This window comes from Pseudomonas sp. HTZ2 (assembly GCF_033173945.1).
In the GTDB taxonomy this organism is placed as follows: Bacteria; Pseudomonadota; Gammaproteobacteria; order Pseudomonadales; family Pseudomonadaceae; genus Aquipseudomonas; species Aquipseudomonas guariconensis.
This window is the reverse complement of record NZ_CP137332.1, coordinates 4,747,880-4,763,966: the sequence shown is the minus strand read 5'-3', so window position 1 is coordinate 4,763,966 and position 16,087 is coordinate 4,747,880. Positions and strand designations below refer to the sequence as shown.

Below are 16,087 nucleotides of genomic sequence, written 5' to 3'. Positions count from 1 at the left end.
GAGAATCCCCCATGAGCCATGTATTGGACGACTTGGTCGACCTGCTGAGCCTCGAGTCCATCGAAGAAAACCTGTTCCGAGGTCGCAGCCAGGACCTTGGCTTCCGTCAGTTGTACGGTGGACAGGTGCTTGGCCAGTCACTGTCGGCGGCCAGCCAGACCGTCGAAGAGGCGCGCCATGTGCATTCATTGCACGGCTACTTCCTGCGTCCGGGCGATGCCAGCATGCCGGTCGTGTATTCGGTCGATCGCGTGCGCGACGGCGGTAGCTTCAGCACCCGGCGGGTGACGGCGATCCAGAAAGGGCACCCGATCTTCACGTGCAGCGCTTCGTTCCAGTACGACGAGGGTGGTTTCGAGCACCAGGCGCCAATGCCCGATGTGGTCGGGCCGGAAAACCTGCCCAGCGAAGTCGAGCTGGCGAGCGCCATGGCCGAACATCTGCCCGAGCGCATTCGCGACAAGGTGCTGTGCGCCAAGCCCATCGAGATTCGCCCGGTCACCGAACGCGATCCGTTCAACCCCAAGCCGGGCGATCCGATCAAATACGCCTGGTTCCGTGCCGACGGCAAGCTGCCGGATATGCCGGCCCTGCACAAATACCTGTTGGCCTACGCCTCGGACTTTGGCCTGCTGACCACCTCGCTGCTGCCCCATGGCAAATCGGTGTGGCAGAAGGACATGCAGATTGCCAGCCTCGATCACTCGCTGTGGTTCCACGGCAACCTGCGCGCCGATGAGTGGCTGCTGTACGCCACTGATAGCCCCTGGGCGGGCAACGCCCGTGGCTTCAACCGCGGCAGCATCTTCAACCGCGCCGGCCAGTTGGTGGCGTCGTCGGCCCAAGAGGGCTTGATCCGCCATCGTGAGGACTGGGCATGAGCCTGGGCAGCATTCGCCACTGGGTGTTCGACATGGACGGCACGCTCACGGTGGCGGTGCACGATTTCGCGGCGATTCGCGAGGCGCTGGGCATACCGCCTGAGCACGACATCCTTACCCACCTGGCGGCCTTGCCGGCCGAGGAGGCCGCGGCCAAGCACGCCTGGCTGCTTGAGCACGAGCGCGACCTGGCGATTGCCTCCAAGCCGGCTGAAGGGGCGGTGGAGTTGGTGCGCGAACTGGCCGGACGGGGTTGCCAACTGGCCATCCTGACCCGCAATGCACGGGAGCTGGCGCACGTCACTCTGGAGGCCATCGGCCTGGCCGACTGCTTTGCTGTCGAACACATCCTCGGGCGTGACGAAGCCGCGCCCAAGCCTAGCCCCGACGGCTTGCTGAAGATCGCCCAAGCCTGGGACGTTTCTCCGGCTTCGCTGGTGATGGTTGGCGACTATCGTTTCGACCTGGATTGCGGCCGCGCCGCAGGGGCGCGCACGGTCCTGGTCAATCTGCCGGACAACCCCTGGCCGGAACTGGCGGACTGGCATGCCGCCGATTGCCGCGCCCTGAGGTCGTTGCTCGGCTGACCCTGCCTGTCCAGACCGGTCTAATCTGCAGTGTTGGTTTTTCGATCCCTCAAGGAGACTTTGTGATGAGCAACAAGGCCATCTATGTGCAACCCGGTGGCGGTTACGACAACGTCCAGGTAGGGACCAGCGAGGCGCGCGCGCCGCAGGCTGGCGAAATCACCGTGCGCCTGCACGCCAGCTCGCTCAATTACCATGATTTCGCCGTGGTCAGCGGCATGTGGGGGCCGAGCGAACGACGCATCCCAATGGCCGACGGCGCAGGCGAAGTGGTCGCGGTCGGGCCGGGTGTCAGCGAGTTCCAGGTGGGGGACTCGGTGGTGAGCACGTTCTTCCCCGACTGGCTCGATGGTCAGGCGAACGTGGAAGGCTTCGCCACGGTGCCCGGCGATGGTATCGATGGCTACGCCCGTGAGCAGGTGACGGCCCGCGCCACCGCCTTCACCTTGGCGCCCAAAGGCTACAGCCACGCCGAGGCGGCCACCCTGACCACCGCCGGTCTTACCGCCTGGCGCGCGCTGATGAGCGATGACCACCTCAAGCCGGGCGACACCGTACTGGTACAGGGCACCGGTGGTGTGTCGATCTTCGCTTTGCAGTTCGCCAAGCTGGCCGGAGCCACGGTGATCGCCACCTCCTCCAGCGATGCCAAGCTCGAGCGCCTAAAAGCCTTGGGCGCCGATCATCTGATCAACTACCGCAGTACCCCTGCATGGGGCGAGAAGGTACGTGAGCTCACGGATAACCGCGGTGTCGATCATGTGATCGAAGTCGGCGGGCCGGCCACCCTCGAACAGTCGATGATCGCTGCGCGTATCGGCGGACACGTTTCGTTGATCGGTATCCTCACCGGCGTTGCCGGTCAGTTGCCGCTGGTCCAGGCGCTGGTGCGCCAGATCCGCTTGCAAGGTGTGCTGGTGGGCAGTCGTGCCCAACAACAGGCGATGATCCGGGCGATCGACGCCAACGGCCTGCGTCCTGTGGTGGACAAGCACTTCGAGCTCGAGCAGATCGTCGAGGCCTTCCGCTACCAGGAAAGCAACCGCCATTTCGGCAAGATCTGCCTGACCTATTGAGCGGGTCAGGGGGCCGCTGGTGCGGCCCTTCGCGGGTAGATCCGCTCCCACAGCTTCCGCGCCGTTTTCAAGACCTACGATGGCGCTACCCTGTTGCGCTGGAACGACCGTTCCAGAGCGATTCTGTGCAAACATAGGTGGCAATCTACTGGCCATGGCATAGATGGAAACACCATGTCGTGATCGAGCAGTTGCGGGGCGTTTTCGAGCATTTTTTGGTCGACCACCCCCGCTTAAAGTGGTCCCTGCATTTTGTGGGTGCATCGCCCTGGATACGTGAAAACCTCAACAACACACGTAAGCGATGCGCCGTGTCACTGTTCTTTCAAAGGAGAAGTTGTTCGCCTACCTCTGCCCGTCCTTTCCTTGTGTCAGCAAAAAGAGAACAAGATCAATGAACACCGTGGGATCTGATGGCAACCTTGCACAAGGTTTCAAGCCACGTCATGTAACGATGCTGTCCATCGCAGGCATCATCGGTGCCGGACTTTTCGTAGGCTCAGGGCATGCCATCGCGGCAGCCGGGCCGGCAACCATTCTTTCTTATTTCGTGGCCGGGACCTTGGTGGTTCTGGTCATGCGCATGCTCGGTGAAATGGCGGTCGCCCATCCTGACACCGGTTCCTTTTCCACTTACGCCGAACAGGCCATCGGCCGCTGGGCCGGCTACACCATCGGTTGGCTGTACTGGTGGTTCTGGGTCTTGGTGATCCCGATCGAAGCCCTGGCCGCCGGGCACGTGCTCAATGCCTGGTTCCCCCAAGTGGACAGCTGGATCTTCGCCTTGCTTTCGGTCGTGCTGTTGGCCGGCACCAACCTGTTCAGCGTGGCCAAGTACGGTGAGTTCGAGTTCTGGTTCGCGATTCTCAAAGTCACGGCCATTCTCGGTTTCATCGGTCTTGGATTCGCCGCTCTACTGGGTTGGTTGCCCAATCGCGAAGTCAGCGGCTTGAGCACGCTGATGGCCGAGCACGGTGGTTTCACGCCCAAGGGCTGGTCCGCCGTAGTCGGCGCCTTCATCACTGTGATGTTCAGCTTCATCGGCACCGAGGCGGTGACCATTGCCGCTGCCGAATCCAGCGACCCATCGCGCAACATCGCCAAGGCCACCCGCTCGGTGATCTGGCGGATCAGTACCTTCTACATCCTGTCGATCTTCGTGATCATCTCCGTCGTGCCGTGGAACGATCCGCAACTGGCCGTGGTGGGCTCCTATCAGCGTGCCCTGGAAATCATGAACATCCCCAATGCAGCCTTCATGGTCGACCTGGTGGTGTTGGTGGCTGTGACCAGCTGCATGAACTCCTCGATCTACATCGCCTCGCGGATGATGTACTCCCTGGCCAAGCGCGGTGATGCCCCGGCAATCCTGAACAAGACCAACAGCGTCGGCGTACCTCGTGCCGCGGTGTTCGGCAGTACCTTGATCGGTGCGGCCATTGCCATCCTCAACTATTTCGCGCCTAAGGGCGTGTTCGAGTTCCTGCTCGCCAGCTCCGGTGCCATCGCATTGCTGGTGTACATGGTCATCGCCATTTCCCAGCTGCGCATGCGCCGCCGTCTGGAACGCGAGAGCACCGAGCTCAAGTTCCGCATGTGGCTGTTCCCGTACCTGACCTGGGCAGTGATCATCTTCATCGCCTGTGCCTTGGGCGTGATGATGTTCACCGAAGAACACCGTGCCGAGGTGACGGCAACCCTTAGCCTGGCGTTGGTGATTTCCTTCCTGGGGATCGTCACAACCCGTGGACAGGCCCGCAAGGAAGTGGGCGTGCGCTCGATGGGTTGATCCAAAGTCCGAGCGGGAGCTTCGATGGCATCGCCGCCGCTGCTCCCGCTTTGGCAGCCGCAAGACATGCAGGATGCGATGGCCGACAACGACGAAGCGATCGTGGATGATCTGAAGGATCAGGCCGAAGGCTGACCGGTAGCCGTCGTGCAGGCATAAAAAAAGGCACCTGGGTGATCAGGTGCCTTTTGTGTGTCTGGTGGAGCCGGGGGGATTTTAAATGCGTTACTAACCTATTGTTTTAGCTAGCTTTATTCAATGGTTTCTTACTAAGTACCCCCATCGGTGCCCCCCTGAACTTATTTCCGATGAGCGGCTCTTTGAATCGCCCCTGGTTTCGTAGACACCTCCAAGCCTCATAATGAGGCCCAAATAGGAGGTGCCATGAGTCGTCAGCGTTACCCCGAAGAATTCAAGATCGAAGCGGTCAAGCAAGTGACCGAGAACCGGCCTCGCGGCCGAAGCCTTGCACCACGTTGAGCACGCCCTTGGGCAGCAGGTCGCCGATCAGTTCCATCAGCACGGCAATGCCCAGCGGGGTCTGCTCGGCGGGCTTGAGCACCACGCAGTTACCGGCGGCCAGCGCCGGCGCGAGCTTCCAGGCGGCCATCAGCAGCGGGAAGTTCCACGGGATGATCTGCCCGACCACGCCCAGCGGCTCGTGGATGTGATAGGCCACGGTGTTTTCGTTGATTTCGGCGGCGCCGCCTTCCTGGGCGCGGATGCAGCCGGCGAAGTAGCGGAAGTGATCGACCGCCAGCGGGATGTCGGCGTTGAGGGTTTCGCGGATCGGCTTGCCGTTGTCCCAGGTTTCGGTGATGGCCAGGATCTCCAGGTTCTGCTCGATGCGGTCGGCGATCTTGAGCAGCACATTGGAGCGCTCTTGCACCGAGGTGCGGCCCCAGGCGTCGGCGGCGGCGTGGGCGGCATCCAGGGCTTTGTCGATGTCTTCGGCAGTGGAGCGTGGGAATTCGGCGATCGGCTGGCCGTTCACCGGAGAGGTGTTGGTGAAGTATTCACCCTTGACCGGAGGAACGAACTCACCGCCGATGTAGTTGCCGTAGCGGCTCTTGAAGGAAATTTTCGCGCCTTCGGTACCCGGATGTGCGTAACGCATGGTGTGTCTCCTGGCTCTAGCTCGTAGGGGTTGTGAGTGTGGTGTCGTTGTGCGCCCTCAATAGGCTTGCGGTGTTTCACCCCGGGCCAGACGCTGGTTGATGTCGTCGATCACCCCTGGCAAATCGGCGATGGTGTCGATCAGGTAGTGTGGACGGGACGGCTCGAACATCTTGACGATGCGCGCGCGCTCCTCGGCCAGTTTGGCCGCCGACAACGACTTGTAGGCCTGGTAGGACAGGCCCAGGGCATTGCCCGAGCAGGTAAGGGCTACGGTCCACATGCCGGCGCGACGGCCTTCGAGGATGCCCGGCCAGGTGTCGTCGACCTTGACGCAGGCGGCGACGTCATCGATGCCCAAGGCAATCACGTTGGCCAGAGCCTGGGCGGGCCATGGTCGGCCATTGGGTGTTTCGTCAGTGGCCACCACATGATCGGCGACATAACCGTTGTGCTTGGCCAGTTCCACAACCTTGTCCATCACCACTTTCGGGTAGCCGGAACAGGAGCCGATCTTGAGCCCCTTGTCACGCACCGCTGCGATGGCCTCAAGGGCACCTGGGATCAGCGCCGAATGCATGGCGATCTTCTCGATCTGCAGGGGCATGAAGCGCTCGTAGATGGCTGTGACGTCGTCGTCGGTCGGTGTACGACCGAACACCTTGCGGTAGCGCTCGGCAATCTCGGGCACATCGCACAGGGTACGGATGTGATCCCACTTGCCCATGCCCATCGGGCCACGGGCTTCGTCCAGGGAAACGCTCACACCGAATTCGGCGAAGGCTTCGACGAAGATCTGGGTGGGCGCGAACGAGCCGAAATCGACGACGGTACCGGCCCAGTCGAGAATCGCGGCTTGCAACGAGGAAGGCTGTTCGTAGTGCATCGTGGTGGCTCCGGAAATCGCTAACAGGCACCCAAGATCCGCGCAAGGAATCCAGGTCAACGGTATGGGAAAGCGTCGAGGCAGCTAAGCGTGCCGCCTCGACAGGGCCGACTCAGGCAGCTGGACGTTGCATGTCCACGCCCATCGCCAGAAGAGCGTCGGCGATGGCACGCAGCAGTTGGTGAACGATGTGTTCGTCGATCTGGCCGATGCAGCCGATGCGGAAGCTTTCGGCCACGGTCAGCTTGCCGGGGTAGATGATGAACTGGCGGGCCTTGAGTTCGTCGTAGAAGCGCTTGAAGTCGAAGTTCGGATGCTCAGGACTGAAGAACGTGGTGATGATCGGCGACAGCCAGCAGTCTTCAAGCAAGGTCTTGAAGCCTAGCTCGCGCATGCCGGCCACCAGCACATCGCGATTGCGCGTGTAGCGCGCTTGCCGGCCCGCCACGCCACCTTCGGCACGGTGCTGCTCCAAGGCCTTGTGGAAGGCCACCACGCTGTGGGTCGGCGGCGTGAAGCGCCATTGTCCGGTGCGCTCCATGTAGGCCCACTGCTCGAACAAGTCCAGACTCAGGGAGTTGGCGCGGCCCTTGGCGGCCTCCAGCACACTGCGACGGATAATCACGAAGCCAAAACCCGGGATGCCTTCGATGCATTTGTTGGCAGACGAGACCAGCACATCGAAGGTGATGTCCTGAACGGTCAGGGGCACGGCGCCGAAGGAACTCATGGCATCGACGATCAGGCTCTTGCCATGGGACTTGACCACGTCGGCGATGGCGCGCAGCGGGTTGAGGATGCCGGAGCTGGTCTCGCAGTGGACGATGAAGACGTTGGTGACGTCCGGGTTGGCCTTGAGCAGCGCATCGACTTCATCCGGCTGGGGCGGCAGGTAGTCGCCCTTGTCCAGGGTGATGTAGGCGCGCTCGAGGTATTCGAGGGTCTTGCTGGCGCGCTGGCCGTAGGCACCATTCATCAGGACCAGGGCCTTGCCGTCCTTGGGGATGGCCGTGGCCAGGGCCGCCTCGACCGAATAACTGCCGCTGCCTTGCAGCGGGACGCAGGCGAAGCTGTCATCCTCCACGCCGGCCATGCTCAACAGTTGCTGACGAACCTCGGCCGTGACCCGATTGAAATCACCGTCCCATGAGCCCCAGTCGCGCAGCATGGCCTCTTTGGTGGCCTTGGAGGTGGTAAGCGGGCCTGGCGTCAGCAGGTAGGGCTCACCCAGGGCTGGCGGGGCGAGCGGGAGGGCTTCGGCTTTGGTCATGATCTTCTCCGGCGGTTTTGTTTTTGTGAAGGAGTGATGCATGAGCGCATGGAAGCAATTTGCACTGAATAAGAAAAATCGATTTATCGTATTTCACAAATAAGCTTTGTTTATTTATCGCAGTTTCCAACGCCTCCAGCGCCTAGACCCATCGCATTTCACGATCATCCCTAGGCATATTCTCGATTGCTCACAGCGCCAGCCTCCTGCAAGCTGCCCTGCCCGCCTTCGCAACGAGGAACCCGCACGTGTCCGCCTGGCTTCCGATGCCGCTACGTCATTTCAAGCAGCGCTTGCGCAACGAGTCGCCCACTGACAACAGACTCTTGGCGTTCTTTCAGGACAAGGCCGACAGCCGCGGCTACCAGCTGAGCGACGGGCAACGTCGCGTCATCCAGGCCATGGCCGAACAACTGGCCCTGCTGGAACAAGGCCAGGCGCGCAGTCTCTACCTGCATGGCTCAGTGGGGCGTGGAAAGAGTTGGCTGCTCGACGGGTTCTTCCAGGCCGTGCCGGTCGAGGCAAAGCGCCGCCTGCACTTTCACGATTTCTTCGCCCGCCTGCACCAGGGCATGCACCGCAACCGAGCGCTGAATGATGCCTTGGGCGCAACGCTGGACGAACTGCTCGATCACTGCCAAGTGCTGTGTTTCGATGAATTCCATGTCCATGACATCGGCGATGCCATGCTGCTCACCCGCCTGTTCAACGCTCTGTTCGACCGCGGCGTGTGCCTGCTGGTGACCTCCAATTACGCCCCCGAGGGGCTGCTGCCCAACCCGCTGTATCACGAGCGCTTCCTGCCGGTGATCCGCCTGATCCACAGCCGCATGCAGGTGCTGGAAGTCGGCGGTGACACGGACTTTCGCAGCCTGCCGGCGAACCGCGCGCATCAGCGCTTCACCCAAGGGCATTACCTGTGGCCTGGCGATGCCAACCAGCGCCAGAGCCTGGCGCTTCCGGTCGCGCAGCCAGTCCTGCTGGAGGTGAACAAACGCAACCTGCGCGCCCTGGCCAGCCAGGGACGAGCGGTGATGTTCGCCTTTGCCGACCTGTGCGAACAGGCCACAGCGGTAATCGACTATCTGGCGTTGGCCGAGCGATTCGACGCGTGGATCATCGACGGGCTGGACGACCTGTCCGAATGCTCGCTGGCCGCGCAGCAACGCTTCGTCAATCTGGTGGACGTGCTGTACGACCAGGACAAGACCGTGACAGTGATCGGCAAGCGGCCGCTGGCAGAGAGCCTGGGCGGCTCACTCGCCGACCTGATGCGTACCCGCAGCCGCCTGGGGCAACTGCATCAGGTCGGGCCTGACTGAGCGCACGCTTCGCACTGCCCAGTCAACTCGCCCTGGGCAGATCCGCCAATACCCCTTCGATTTCAACGAGCACCGCCGGATCGTCCAGCGTCGAAGGCGGCACGTAGTCCTGGCCATCGGCGATCTTGCGCAGCACCGCGCGCAGGATCTTGCCCGAACGGGTCTTGGGCAGGCGCTTGACCAGACGCACGCGGTTGAAACACGCCAAGGCGCCAATGTGCTCGCGCACGCTGGCCACCAGCTCTGCCTGCAACTGCTGCTCGCCGATCCCATCGCCGTCCTTGAGCACTACCAGCGCCAGCGGTACCTGGCCCTTGATCTCGTCATGAACGCCGATCACTGCGCATTCGGCCACCGCCGGATGGCGGGCGACCAGGTCTTCCATTTCACCCGTGGACAGGCGATGGCCCGAGACGTTTATGACATCGTCAGTGCGCCCCATGATGTAGACAAAGCCGTCATCGTCCAGGTAACCGCCGTCACCGGTGTGGTAGTAACCCGGGTGGGGGTGCAGGTAAGCCTGCAGGTAACGCTCGTGATCACCCCAAAGGGTCTGGCTGCAACCGGGCGGCAAGGGCAAGGCAATGACGATCGCGCCCTGCTCGTTCGGCCCCAACAGTCGGCCCTCGTCATCGAGCACCTGCACGTTGTACCCCGGCACCGCACGATTGCTCGAGCCTGGCCGCGCCGCGCTGCCCTCCAGGCCGACGCAGGGCGCGGTGACCGGCCAGCCCGTCTCGGTCTGCCACCAATGGTCATGCACCGGTTTGCCGCTGACCCGCTCCAGCCATTGATGGGTGCTCGAATCCAGTTTCTCCCCGGCCAGGAACAACTGGCGCAGCGAGCTCAAATCATGACGACGGATCAGCGCTCCGTCCGGGTCTTCCTTGCGGATCGCCCGCATGGCGGTGGGGGCGCAGAACAGGCCATTGACCTGGTACTGCTCAACCACGCGCCAATAGGCCGAGGCGTCCGGGGTGCGAATGGGCTTGCCTTCGTAGAACACTGTGGTGCAGCCATTCATCAACGGCCCATAGACGATCAGCGAATGCCCGACCACCCAACCCACATCGGAGATGCCCCACCACACATCGCCGGCCTGCATGCCGTAGATATGCCGCATGGCATAGCACAGGGCGACTGCGTTACCGCCGTTCTCGCGCACGATGCCCTTGGGTTTTCCGGTGGTGCCGGAGGTGTACATGATGTAGAGCGGATCACCCGCCTCCAGCTCCACCGAGGGCACCGGGTCGACACCGGCCTGCGCCTGCTGCCAGTCCAGATCGCGCCCCGGCTGCAGGGTGGCGTGGGCCTGCGGGCGTTGCAGCACCAGGACATGACGCGGCTGGTGCCTGGCCAGTTGCAAAGCGCGATCGACCAGCGGCTTGTATTCGATCACCCGGTCGAACTCCAGGCCGCAGGAGGCGGTGAGCAGCAGCGTGGGTCGGGCGTCATCGATGCGCAGGGCCAGTTCGTTGGCGGCAAAGCCGCCGAACACCACCGAGTGCACGGCACCGATTCGCGCGCAGGCCAGCATGGCCATGGCGGCCTGGGGCACCATGGGCATGTAGATGATCACCCCATCGCCCTTGCCCACGCCCAGCTGCCGCAGGAGGCCGGCCAGGCGGGCCACTTCATCTCGCAACTGGTGGTAGGTGAAGGTCTGTTGCACGCCGGTCACCGGCGAGTCGTAGATCAACGCCAGCTGGTCGCCGCGGCCCTGCTCGATCTGATGGTCCAGGGCCAAGTGGCAGCTGTTCAGGCGGCCATCAGCGAACCAACGGTGGGTGCCGTCGGGGTTCTCCTGCAGGGTCAGCGAAGGCTTGCGATGCCAGGCCAGGTGTTCGGCCTGTTCGGCCCAGAAGGCAGCGGGGTCGGCGATGGAGTGGGCGTAGCTGTGCTGGTAGGTCATGGCGATTTGCAACCCGGTACTTGTTGTTATTGAAGGGCGAACCCCGAGTATGGACCGGTACCCCGCGCCCGCCATCGGACTTAAGTCGCAACCGATATGCAAGATTGCACGGGGTTGTCGCCCCGCTACAGCACGAGGCCTAGAATAGGGCTTCTCGTGAGTCAAAGAGCCGTTTCAATGGATATCGACCAGGCCCGTACCTTCCTGGAAATCGTGCGCTGCGGCAGCCTCGTCGCCGCCGCAGAACGCCTGTTCGTATCGCAGACGGCCATCACCGCGCGGGTACAACGCCTCGAGCAGCAACTGGGCTGCCAGTTGTTCATCCGCAGCCGCAACGGCGCAACCCTCACCAGCGACGGCGAGGCGTTCATCATCTACGCAAACCAGATGGTGCAGACCTGGGAGGCCGCCCGCCGCGACCTGCCGCTGCCCCAAGGGTGCCAGCAAGTGCTGCATGTGGGGGGCGAGGTGAGCCTGGCCAACCCGATGATGCTCGCCTGGGTCAGCGCCCTGCACCGGGAATTGCCCAGCCACGCCATCCGCAGCGAGGTGAGCGATGGCGAGTCGTTGCTGCGCAAGGTGGAAATGGGCCTGCTCGATGCCGCGCTGGTGTACCAGCCGACCTACGGCCCGGGGCTGCAGGTGGAGCAATTGATGGAGGAAAAGCTGATCCGCGTGCGCCGGGTCGGTCAACCCGAGCCCTATATCTACATCGACTGGGGCGAGGCCTTCCGTCGCCAGCATGATGCCGCCCTGCCCGACTGCGCACGCCCGGCGCTGAGCTTCAACCTGGGCCCCTTGGCGTTACAGTTCATCCTCGAGCAAGGGGGTAGCGGCTATTTCCGGACGCGGGTGGTGCAGGCCTACCTGGAAAAAGGCGTGGTCGAGCGGGTTCCACAGGCGCCGGAATTCACCTACCCGACCTTTCTTGTCTACGCCCGCAAGCGCGACAGCGAGGCCTTGCAGCAAGCCTTCAATGTGCTGCGCCGGCTGGTGGCCACCGGCGATAGCGATTGGTCACAGCGCTGGGACCCGATTATCTGAACGTTGCGCGGCGGCGTTGAGCAGGTGCCGCTTGAGCCCGGCGATAAGATCGGTCTGGGTGATCACGCCGACCAACTTGTCATCCTCGAGCACCGGCAGGCAATGCAGGCCCTGCTCGCTGAGCAATGGCAACAGGCGATCGAGCGGATGCTGGCTGCTGACACTGATGACCCGGCGGCTCATCACCTGCTCCATATGCACCACCGGGCGACGGAACAGCCCACGCCAACTGAAACGTGCTCGGGCCATGGCCGGGCCGACCAGGTCGCTGAGGCTGACAATGCCCACCAAACGCCCTCCTTCCAGTACAGGCAGGGTCTTGAGCTGGTGGTTGGCAAGCATCTTCCAGGCCTGCTCCAAGGTGGTGGCCGGCGACGCGAACTGCACGTCACGGGACATCACCGAGGCCGCGGTGATACCGCCCAGGCTGCGTTGCAGGGCATGCTGCTCGGTGGCCAGGATGATGCGCTCGAGCTCATCGCGCGTAACATCGACGAACTCGCCCAATTCTTCCAAGGCGACATCCAGGTCTTCGCTGTTCACCCCGACCCGCTCGCTGGGCAGCGGATCGTGGGTGTGGTGCAGGTCTTTGCGCGGCAACGGGCCCTTGGGGTAGCGCACGCCGGTGAGACGGTTGTAGAGCACCGCCACGACAATCAGGATCAAAGCATCGAGCACGATCGGCTCGAGCAGATGGTTGCCCAGCGCCGTCAGCCCCGGGTCCGCCAACACGGCACCTACCGCCACCCCGCCACCTGGAGGGTGCAGGCAGCGTAACAGGCACATCATCACGATCGACAGGCCCAGGGCGCTGGCTGCGACCCACAGTTCAGTGCCCAGGTAATGACGCATCACCAAACCCACGATACAGGCCACGGCATAGCTGCCCAGCACCGGCCACGGCTGGGCCAACGGCCCGGAATGCACCGCGAACACCAGCACTGCCGAGGCGGCCAGGGGGCCGAGCAGGTGCAGGGCGACCGAGGGACCATAGGCCAGACTGACGAGGGTTCCGGCAAGCAGCAGGCCAAGCAGCGCGCCAAGGCCAGCACGCAACCATTCTTTGGGAGGGATGTTCAGGGGCGCAGGCAATAAGCGCTGCAGACGGTTTTCGGGACGCGAGGCAGACATCAGGGCAGTCGATCGTGTTCTTCTTGATTTGAAAAGAAAGCCCAGCCGAACGGGCCTGGGCTTGTATTGCCAATGCAATAGCTTAATGGCTCCGTCCCTGGAGATGGAAACACGAAGTTTCATCGCGGCGATTGTGCCGGGTGTGATAGCAAGCGGGCCAATTCAAAAAAGTGCCGCTGTACTGCAATTTTTTTGCAGTGCCAGGCGTTACGGTGGCCTCGTGGAAGTGGATTTACCGGCCAATACAGGGCTGACGGTGGTCCTCATGGGCGCTGGCGAAGCCTGCGATGGGCCGTGGCAGACCCCACAGTGAACCAATCGAGGTGCTGCCCGTGGCGCCTTCAACGCCCCTTGCGCGGCAGCGCGATACTCACCCGCAAACCGCCCAACGGGCTTTCCAGCAGCGCCAACGTCCCGCCCCAAGCCTCGACGATATCGCGCACGATACCCAGGCCCAGGCCATGCCCATCGACCTGCTCATCCAAGCGCGAGCCCCGCTCCAGAACCTGCAGACGCGCGGCTTCGGGAATGCCAGGGCCGTCATCGTCGACCCACAGCTGATAACCCTCGACCGTCGGCGCGATACCCAGGCGCACCTCGCTGTCGGCCCATTTGCAGGCGTTGTCCAGCAGGTTGCCGAGCAGTTCCAGTAGATCCTCGCGGTCCCATGGCAACAACAGTCCCGGTGGCACGTCGCGCTCGAGCAGCAGCCCTTCGCCATGGATCATGCCCAGGGTGCCGAGCAAGCCCGGCAGCTCGGTGTCACAGTCGAACTGCGCACCGGGCAGCGCGTCGCCGGCCAGACGCGCACGGTTGAGTTCACGGGCCAGGCGTTGCTGGATCTGCTCGAGTTGCTCGCGCAGTTGCTCACGTACGTCCGGCAATCCCTTCAGGCGTTCACTGGCCGCCAGGCTCAGCAGGACCGCCAGCGGCGTCTTCAGGGCATGGCCGAGATTACCCAAGGCGTTACGCGAGCGGCGCAGGCTGTCCTCGGTGTGCGCCAGCAGGTGGTTGATCTGGTCCACCAAAGGTTGCAGCTCACTGGGCACTTGGGCATCGAGCTGGGAGCGCTGGCCTTGCTGCAACTGAGCGATCTGCTGGCGTGCCCGCTCCAGCGGGCGTAGCGAGCGGGTCACGGTCAGGCGCTGTAGCACCAGCACCAACACCAACGCCACCAGCCCCATGCCAAGACCGATCTGTTGCATGCGCCTGAAGCCCTCGCGCACCGGGGAGTAATCCTGGGCCACGCTGATCGAGATGTCCTGGCCCAGGCGTCGGTAGTCTGCACGCAGGGTCAACAATTGCTGGCCCTCCGGCCCTAGCTCAAGGCCATCCTCGAGCCCCGCAGCCGCAGGCTTGGGCATGTCCAAGTCCCATAGCGAGCGTGAGCGCCACGTGCCTTGGTCGAAGTCGATGCGAAAGTAATAGCCCGAAAAAGGGCGCTGATAGGCCGCCGATATGCGTCGCTCGTCCAGCTGCAGCCCTGACGGCCCGCGCACCAGGGCCACCAGCAGGTTTTCGCTCTCCTTGCGCAGGCCGGCCTCCAGGTAACGCTGCAAGCCGACCTCGAACAGCCACAGACTCAGCTGGGCCAGGACCAGGCCGACCACCACCAGCACGGCCACCAGACCCAGGCTCAAGCGTGCCTGGATCGACCTCACGCCGCGCTCCCGGCATACACGTAACCCTGGCCGCGGCGGGTCTCGATCACGCTGCGACCCAGCTTGCGACGCAGGTGGTTGACATGCACTTCCAGCACGTTGGAGTCGCGCTCGGTCTCGCCGTCATACAGGTGCTCGGCCAAGTGACTCTTGGACAACACCTGTTGCGGGTGCAGCATGAAGTAGCGCAACAAGCGAAACTCCGCAGCGGTCAGTTGAATGTCGACACCTTCGCGGATCACACATTGACGGCCTTCATCCAGGTGCAGGCCAGCTGCCTCCAGCGTCGGCTGATTGGCCAGCCCCCGGGCACGACGCAACAACGACTGGATACGCAGTTGCAGCTCCTCGGGGTGGAAAGGTTTGGTCAGATAGTCATCGGCGCCGGCCTTGAGCCCTTCGATACGTTCAGCCCAGGAGCCGCGCGCGGTGAGGATCAGCACCGGCGTGGCCAGGTTGGCGGTGCGCCACTGGCTCAGTACCTCGAGCCCCGGCAGGCCGGGCAGCCCCAGGTCAAGGATGATCAGATCGTAAGGTTCGCTCTGGCCCTGGTACACCGCGTCACGGCCATCGGCCAGCCAGTCCACGGCATACCCCTGGCGCTGCAAGCCGGCGATCAATTCGTCGGCCAGGGGGACATTGTCCTCGACAAGCAGCAGGCGCATTCAGTCGTCTTCCTCGTCTTTGAGCAGCTCACCGGTGCGGGCATCGAGCTTGATCTCCCGTACCACGCCGGCCGGGGTCAGCAACTCGACCTCGTAGGCGTATCGGTCATGTTTCTCTTCGAGCTCCGCCTCCAGCAAACGCGCCCCGGGATAACGTCCCAGGGCGGATTCGAGCAGGTGTTCCAATGGCAGGATGATGCCCTTCTGACGCAGTTCGAGGGCTTCATCCTGGTCCAGATCTCTAGCACCGGCCAGCGAACAGGCGGCCATCAGGGCCAGGGCCAGGTAGCGCGCCGTTCGCGGTAGATCACTCATCAGTTGTCTCGTTCGTCCTTGAGGACTTCACCGGTCTTGGCGTCCAGGTCCACGTCCCATTCGACGTTCTGGGTGTCGCGCAGCTCGACTTTGTAGATGTAGCGGCCGTACTCGTTCTCAAGCTCGGAGTCGGTCACGGTGGCACCCGGGTGCTTGGCTACGGCGGCAGCCTTGAGCTCGTCCAGGGACTTGATGGTCTTGGCATTGACCAGCTTCACCACTTCATCGGGCTGAACGTCCTTGGCGAAGGCAGCATTGGCACCGAAAGCGAGGGCGGCGGCAGTGAACAGGGCAGTCAAAGTTTTCATGGGTTCTCTCTCCATCGAGATCAGCAAGTTGTCTACGGGGTTAAGATTACCCCGCGGTCCTTAATCCAACCTGAAAACAGCTGGCCGCATGATAGCGCAGCTTTGTCTCCCATTTCGCGGGTAA

Annotated in this window: 14 protein-coding genes and 1 pseudogene; 6 read left to right on the top strand and 9 right to left on the bottom strand. The window is 63.0% G+C overall.

The window, feature by feature from the left end:
- Nucleotides 1-11 precede the first annotated feature (11 nt).
- The 4 genes from tesB to gabP all read left to right on the top strand — a co-directional run bounded on the left by tesB (nucleotide 12) and on the right by gabP (nucleotide 4,333).
- A complete protein-coding gene (gene tesB / locus R6G97_RS22100; protein ID WP_043210152.1) occupies nucleotides 12-881 on the top strand; it encodes an acyl-CoA thioesterase II in 870 nt (289 codons plus the stop codon).
- On the top strand, nucleotides 878-1,468 hold the full coding sequence (locus tag R6G97_RS22095) for an HAD family hydrolase (RefSeq protein ID WP_043210149.1): 591 nt from the start codon (nucleotides 878-880) through the stop codon (nucleotides 1,466-1,468). The genes tesB and R6G97_RS22095 overlap by 4 nt, the downstream gene beginning before the upstream one ends.
- 65 nt (nucleotides 1,469-1,533) lie before the next feature.
- Nucleotides 1,534-2,544 (top strand): zinc-dependent alcohol dehydrogenase family protein, encoded by a 1,011-nt coding sequence (locus tag R6G97_RS22090; protein ID WP_182941844.1) that lies wholly within the window; start codon nucleotides 1,534-1,536, stop codon nucleotides 2,542-2,544.
- A 394-nt stretch (nucleotides 2,545-2,938) separates the two neighbouring features.
- The gene (gabP, locus tag R6G97_RS22085; RefSeq protein ID WP_043210144.1) at nucleotides 2,939-4,333 is read left to right on the top strand and encodes a GABA permease; all 1,395 of its coding nucleotides are present in this window, start codon (nucleotides 2,939-2,941) and stop codon (nucleotides 4,331-4,333) included.
- Nucleotides 4,334-4,778: 445 nt separating this feature from the next.
- Here gabP and R6G97_RS22080 read toward each other — a convergent pair.
- The 3 genes and pseudogenes from R6G97_RS22080 to R6G97_RS22070 all read right to left on the bottom strand — a co-directional run.
- Nucleotides 4,779-5,450: pseudogene (locus R6G97_RS22080) on the bottom strand (aldehyde dehydrogenase family protein); the annotation flags it as partial.
- A 57-nt stretch (nucleotides 5,451-5,507) separates the two neighbouring features.
- Entirely contained in the window at nucleotides 5,508-6,335 is an 828-nt protein-coding gene (gene phnX / locus R6G97_RS22075) for a phosphonoacetaldehyde hydrolase (RefSeq protein ID WP_317847534.1), read from the bottom strand.
- A 112-nt stretch (nucleotides 6,336-6,447) separates the two neighbouring features.
- Entirely contained in the window at nucleotides 6,448-7,605 is a 1,158-nt protein-coding gene (locus R6G97_RS22070) for a 2-aminoethylphosphonate--pyruvate transaminase (RefSeq protein WP_289717608.1), read from the bottom strand.
- Between the two features lie 248 nt (nucleotides 7,606-7,853).
- Between R6G97_RS22070 and zapE the strand changes: the two genes are divergently transcribed.
- Nucleotides 7,854-8,927, top strand: coding sequence for a cell division protein ZapE (zapE, locus tag R6G97_RS22065; protein ID WP_090346852.1), 1,074 nt, complete (start codon nucleotides 7,854-7,856; stop codon nucleotides 8,925-8,927).
- Nucleotides 8,928-8,949: 22 nt separating this feature from the next.
- Here zapE and R6G97_RS22060 read toward each other — a convergent pair whose 3' ends face one another.
- The gene (locus R6G97_RS22060) at nucleotides 8,950-10,839 is read right to left on the bottom strand and encodes a propionyl-CoA synthetase (protein WP_090346905.1); all 1,890 of its coding nucleotides are present in this window, start codon (nucleotides 10,837-10,839) and stop codon (nucleotides 8,950-8,952) included.
- A gap of 177 nt (nucleotides 10,840-11,016) precedes the next feature.
- Between R6G97_RS22060 and R6G97_RS22055 the strand changes: the two genes are divergently transcribed.
- Nucleotides 11,017-11,883 (top strand): LysR family transcriptional regulator, encoded by an 867-nt coding sequence (locus tag R6G97_RS22055; protein WP_317847533.1) that lies wholly within the window; start codon nucleotides 11,017-11,019, stop codon nucleotides 11,881-11,883.
- On the opposite strand, the gene R6G97_RS22050 is transcribed toward R6G97_RS22055, so the two are convergent.
- From R6G97_RS22050 to R6G97_RS22030, 5 genes are all read right to left on the bottom strand, one after another.
- Entirely contained in the window at nucleotides 11,857-13,014 is a 1,158-nt protein-coding gene (locus tag R6G97_RS22050) for an HPP family protein (RefSeq protein ID WP_317847532.1), read from the bottom strand. The two genes, R6G97_RS22055 and R6G97_RS22050, sit on opposite strands and share 27 nt — an antisense overlap.
- Before the next feature lie 341 nt (nucleotides 13,015-13,355).
- On the bottom strand, nucleotides 13,356-14,675 hold the full coding sequence (locus R6G97_RS22045) for a sensor histidine kinase (RefSeq protein ID WP_043213977.1): 1,320 nt from the start codon (nucleotides 14,673-14,675) through the stop codon (nucleotides 13,356-13,358).
- The gene (locus R6G97_RS22040; protein ID WP_070574033.1) at nucleotides 14,672-15,340 is read right to left on the bottom strand and encodes a response regulator transcription factor; all 669 of its coding nucleotides are present in this window, start codon (nucleotides 15,338-15,340) and stop codon (nucleotides 14,672-14,674) included. Before R6G97_RS22040 ends, R6G97_RS22045 begins: the two co-directional genes overlap by 4 nt.
- Entirely contained in the window at nucleotides 15,341-15,655 is a 315-nt protein-coding gene (locus tag R6G97_RS22035; protein WP_090346855.1) for a PepSY domain-containing protein, read from the bottom strand.
- Complete coding sequence (locus tag R6G97_RS22030) at nucleotides 15,655-15,963, bottom strand: PepSY domain-containing protein (RefSeq protein ID WP_043213984.1); 309 nt, start codon at nucleotides 15,961-15,963, stop codon at nucleotides 15,655-15,657. The genes R6G97_RS22035 and R6G97_RS22030 overlap by 1 nt, the downstream gene beginning before the upstream one ends.
- Nucleotides 15,964-16,087: the final 124 nt, after the last annotated feature.

What these genes read in the sequence shown, in the direction of transcription:
- R6G97_RS22070 (WP_289717608.1), bottom strand. Translation starts at nt 7,605, where the DNA reads ATGACCAAAGCCGAAGCCCTCCCGCTCGCCCCGCCAGCCCTGGGTGAG.
- R6G97_RS22050 (WP_317847532.1), bottom strand. Translation starts at nt 13,014, where the DNA reads ATGTCTGCCTCGCGTCCCGAAAACCGTCTGCAGCGCTTATTGCCTGCG.
- R6G97_RS22040 (WP_070574033.1), bottom strand. Translation starts at nt 15,340, where the DNA reads ATGCGCCTGCTGCTTGTCGAGGACAATGTCCCCCTGGCCGACGAATTG.
- gabP (WP_043210144.1), top strand. Translation starts at nt 2,939, where the DNA reads ATGAACACCGTGGGATCTGATGGCAACCTTGCACAAGGTTTCAAGCCA.
- phnX (WP_317847534.1), bottom strand. Translation starts at nt 6,335, where the DNA reads ATGCACTACGAACAGCCTTCCTCGTTGCAAGCCGCGATTCTCGACTGG.
- R6G97_RS22055 (WP_317847533.1), top strand. Translation starts at nt 11,017, where the DNA reads ATGGATATCGACCAGGCCCGTACCTTCCTGGAAATCGTGCGCTGCGGC.
- R6G97_RS22060 (WP_090346905.1), bottom strand. Translation starts at nt 10,839, where the DNA reads ATGACCTACCAGCACAGCTACGCCCACTCCATCGCCGACCCCGCTGCC.
- tesB (WP_043210152.1), top strand. Translation starts at nt 12, where the DNA reads ATGAGCCATGTATTGGACGACTTGGTCGACCTGCTGAGCCTCGAGTCC.
- R6G97_RS22090 (WP_182941844.1), top strand. Translation starts at nt 1,534, where the DNA reads ATGAGCAACAAGGCCATCTATGTGCAACCCGGTGGCGGTTACGACAAC.
- R6G97_RS22030 (WP_043213984.1), bottom strand. Translation starts at nt 15,963, where the DNA reads ATGAAAACTTTGACTGCCCTGTTCACTGCCGCCGCCCTCGCTTTCGGT.
- R6G97_RS22035 (WP_090346855.1), bottom strand. Translation starts at nt 15,655, where the DNA reads ATGAGTGATCTACCGCGAACGGCGCGCTACCTGGCCCTGGCCCTGATG.
- R6G97_RS22095 (WP_043210149.1), top strand. Translation starts at nt 878, where the DNA reads ATGAGCCTGGGCAGCATTCGCCACTGGGTGTTCGACATGGACGGCACG.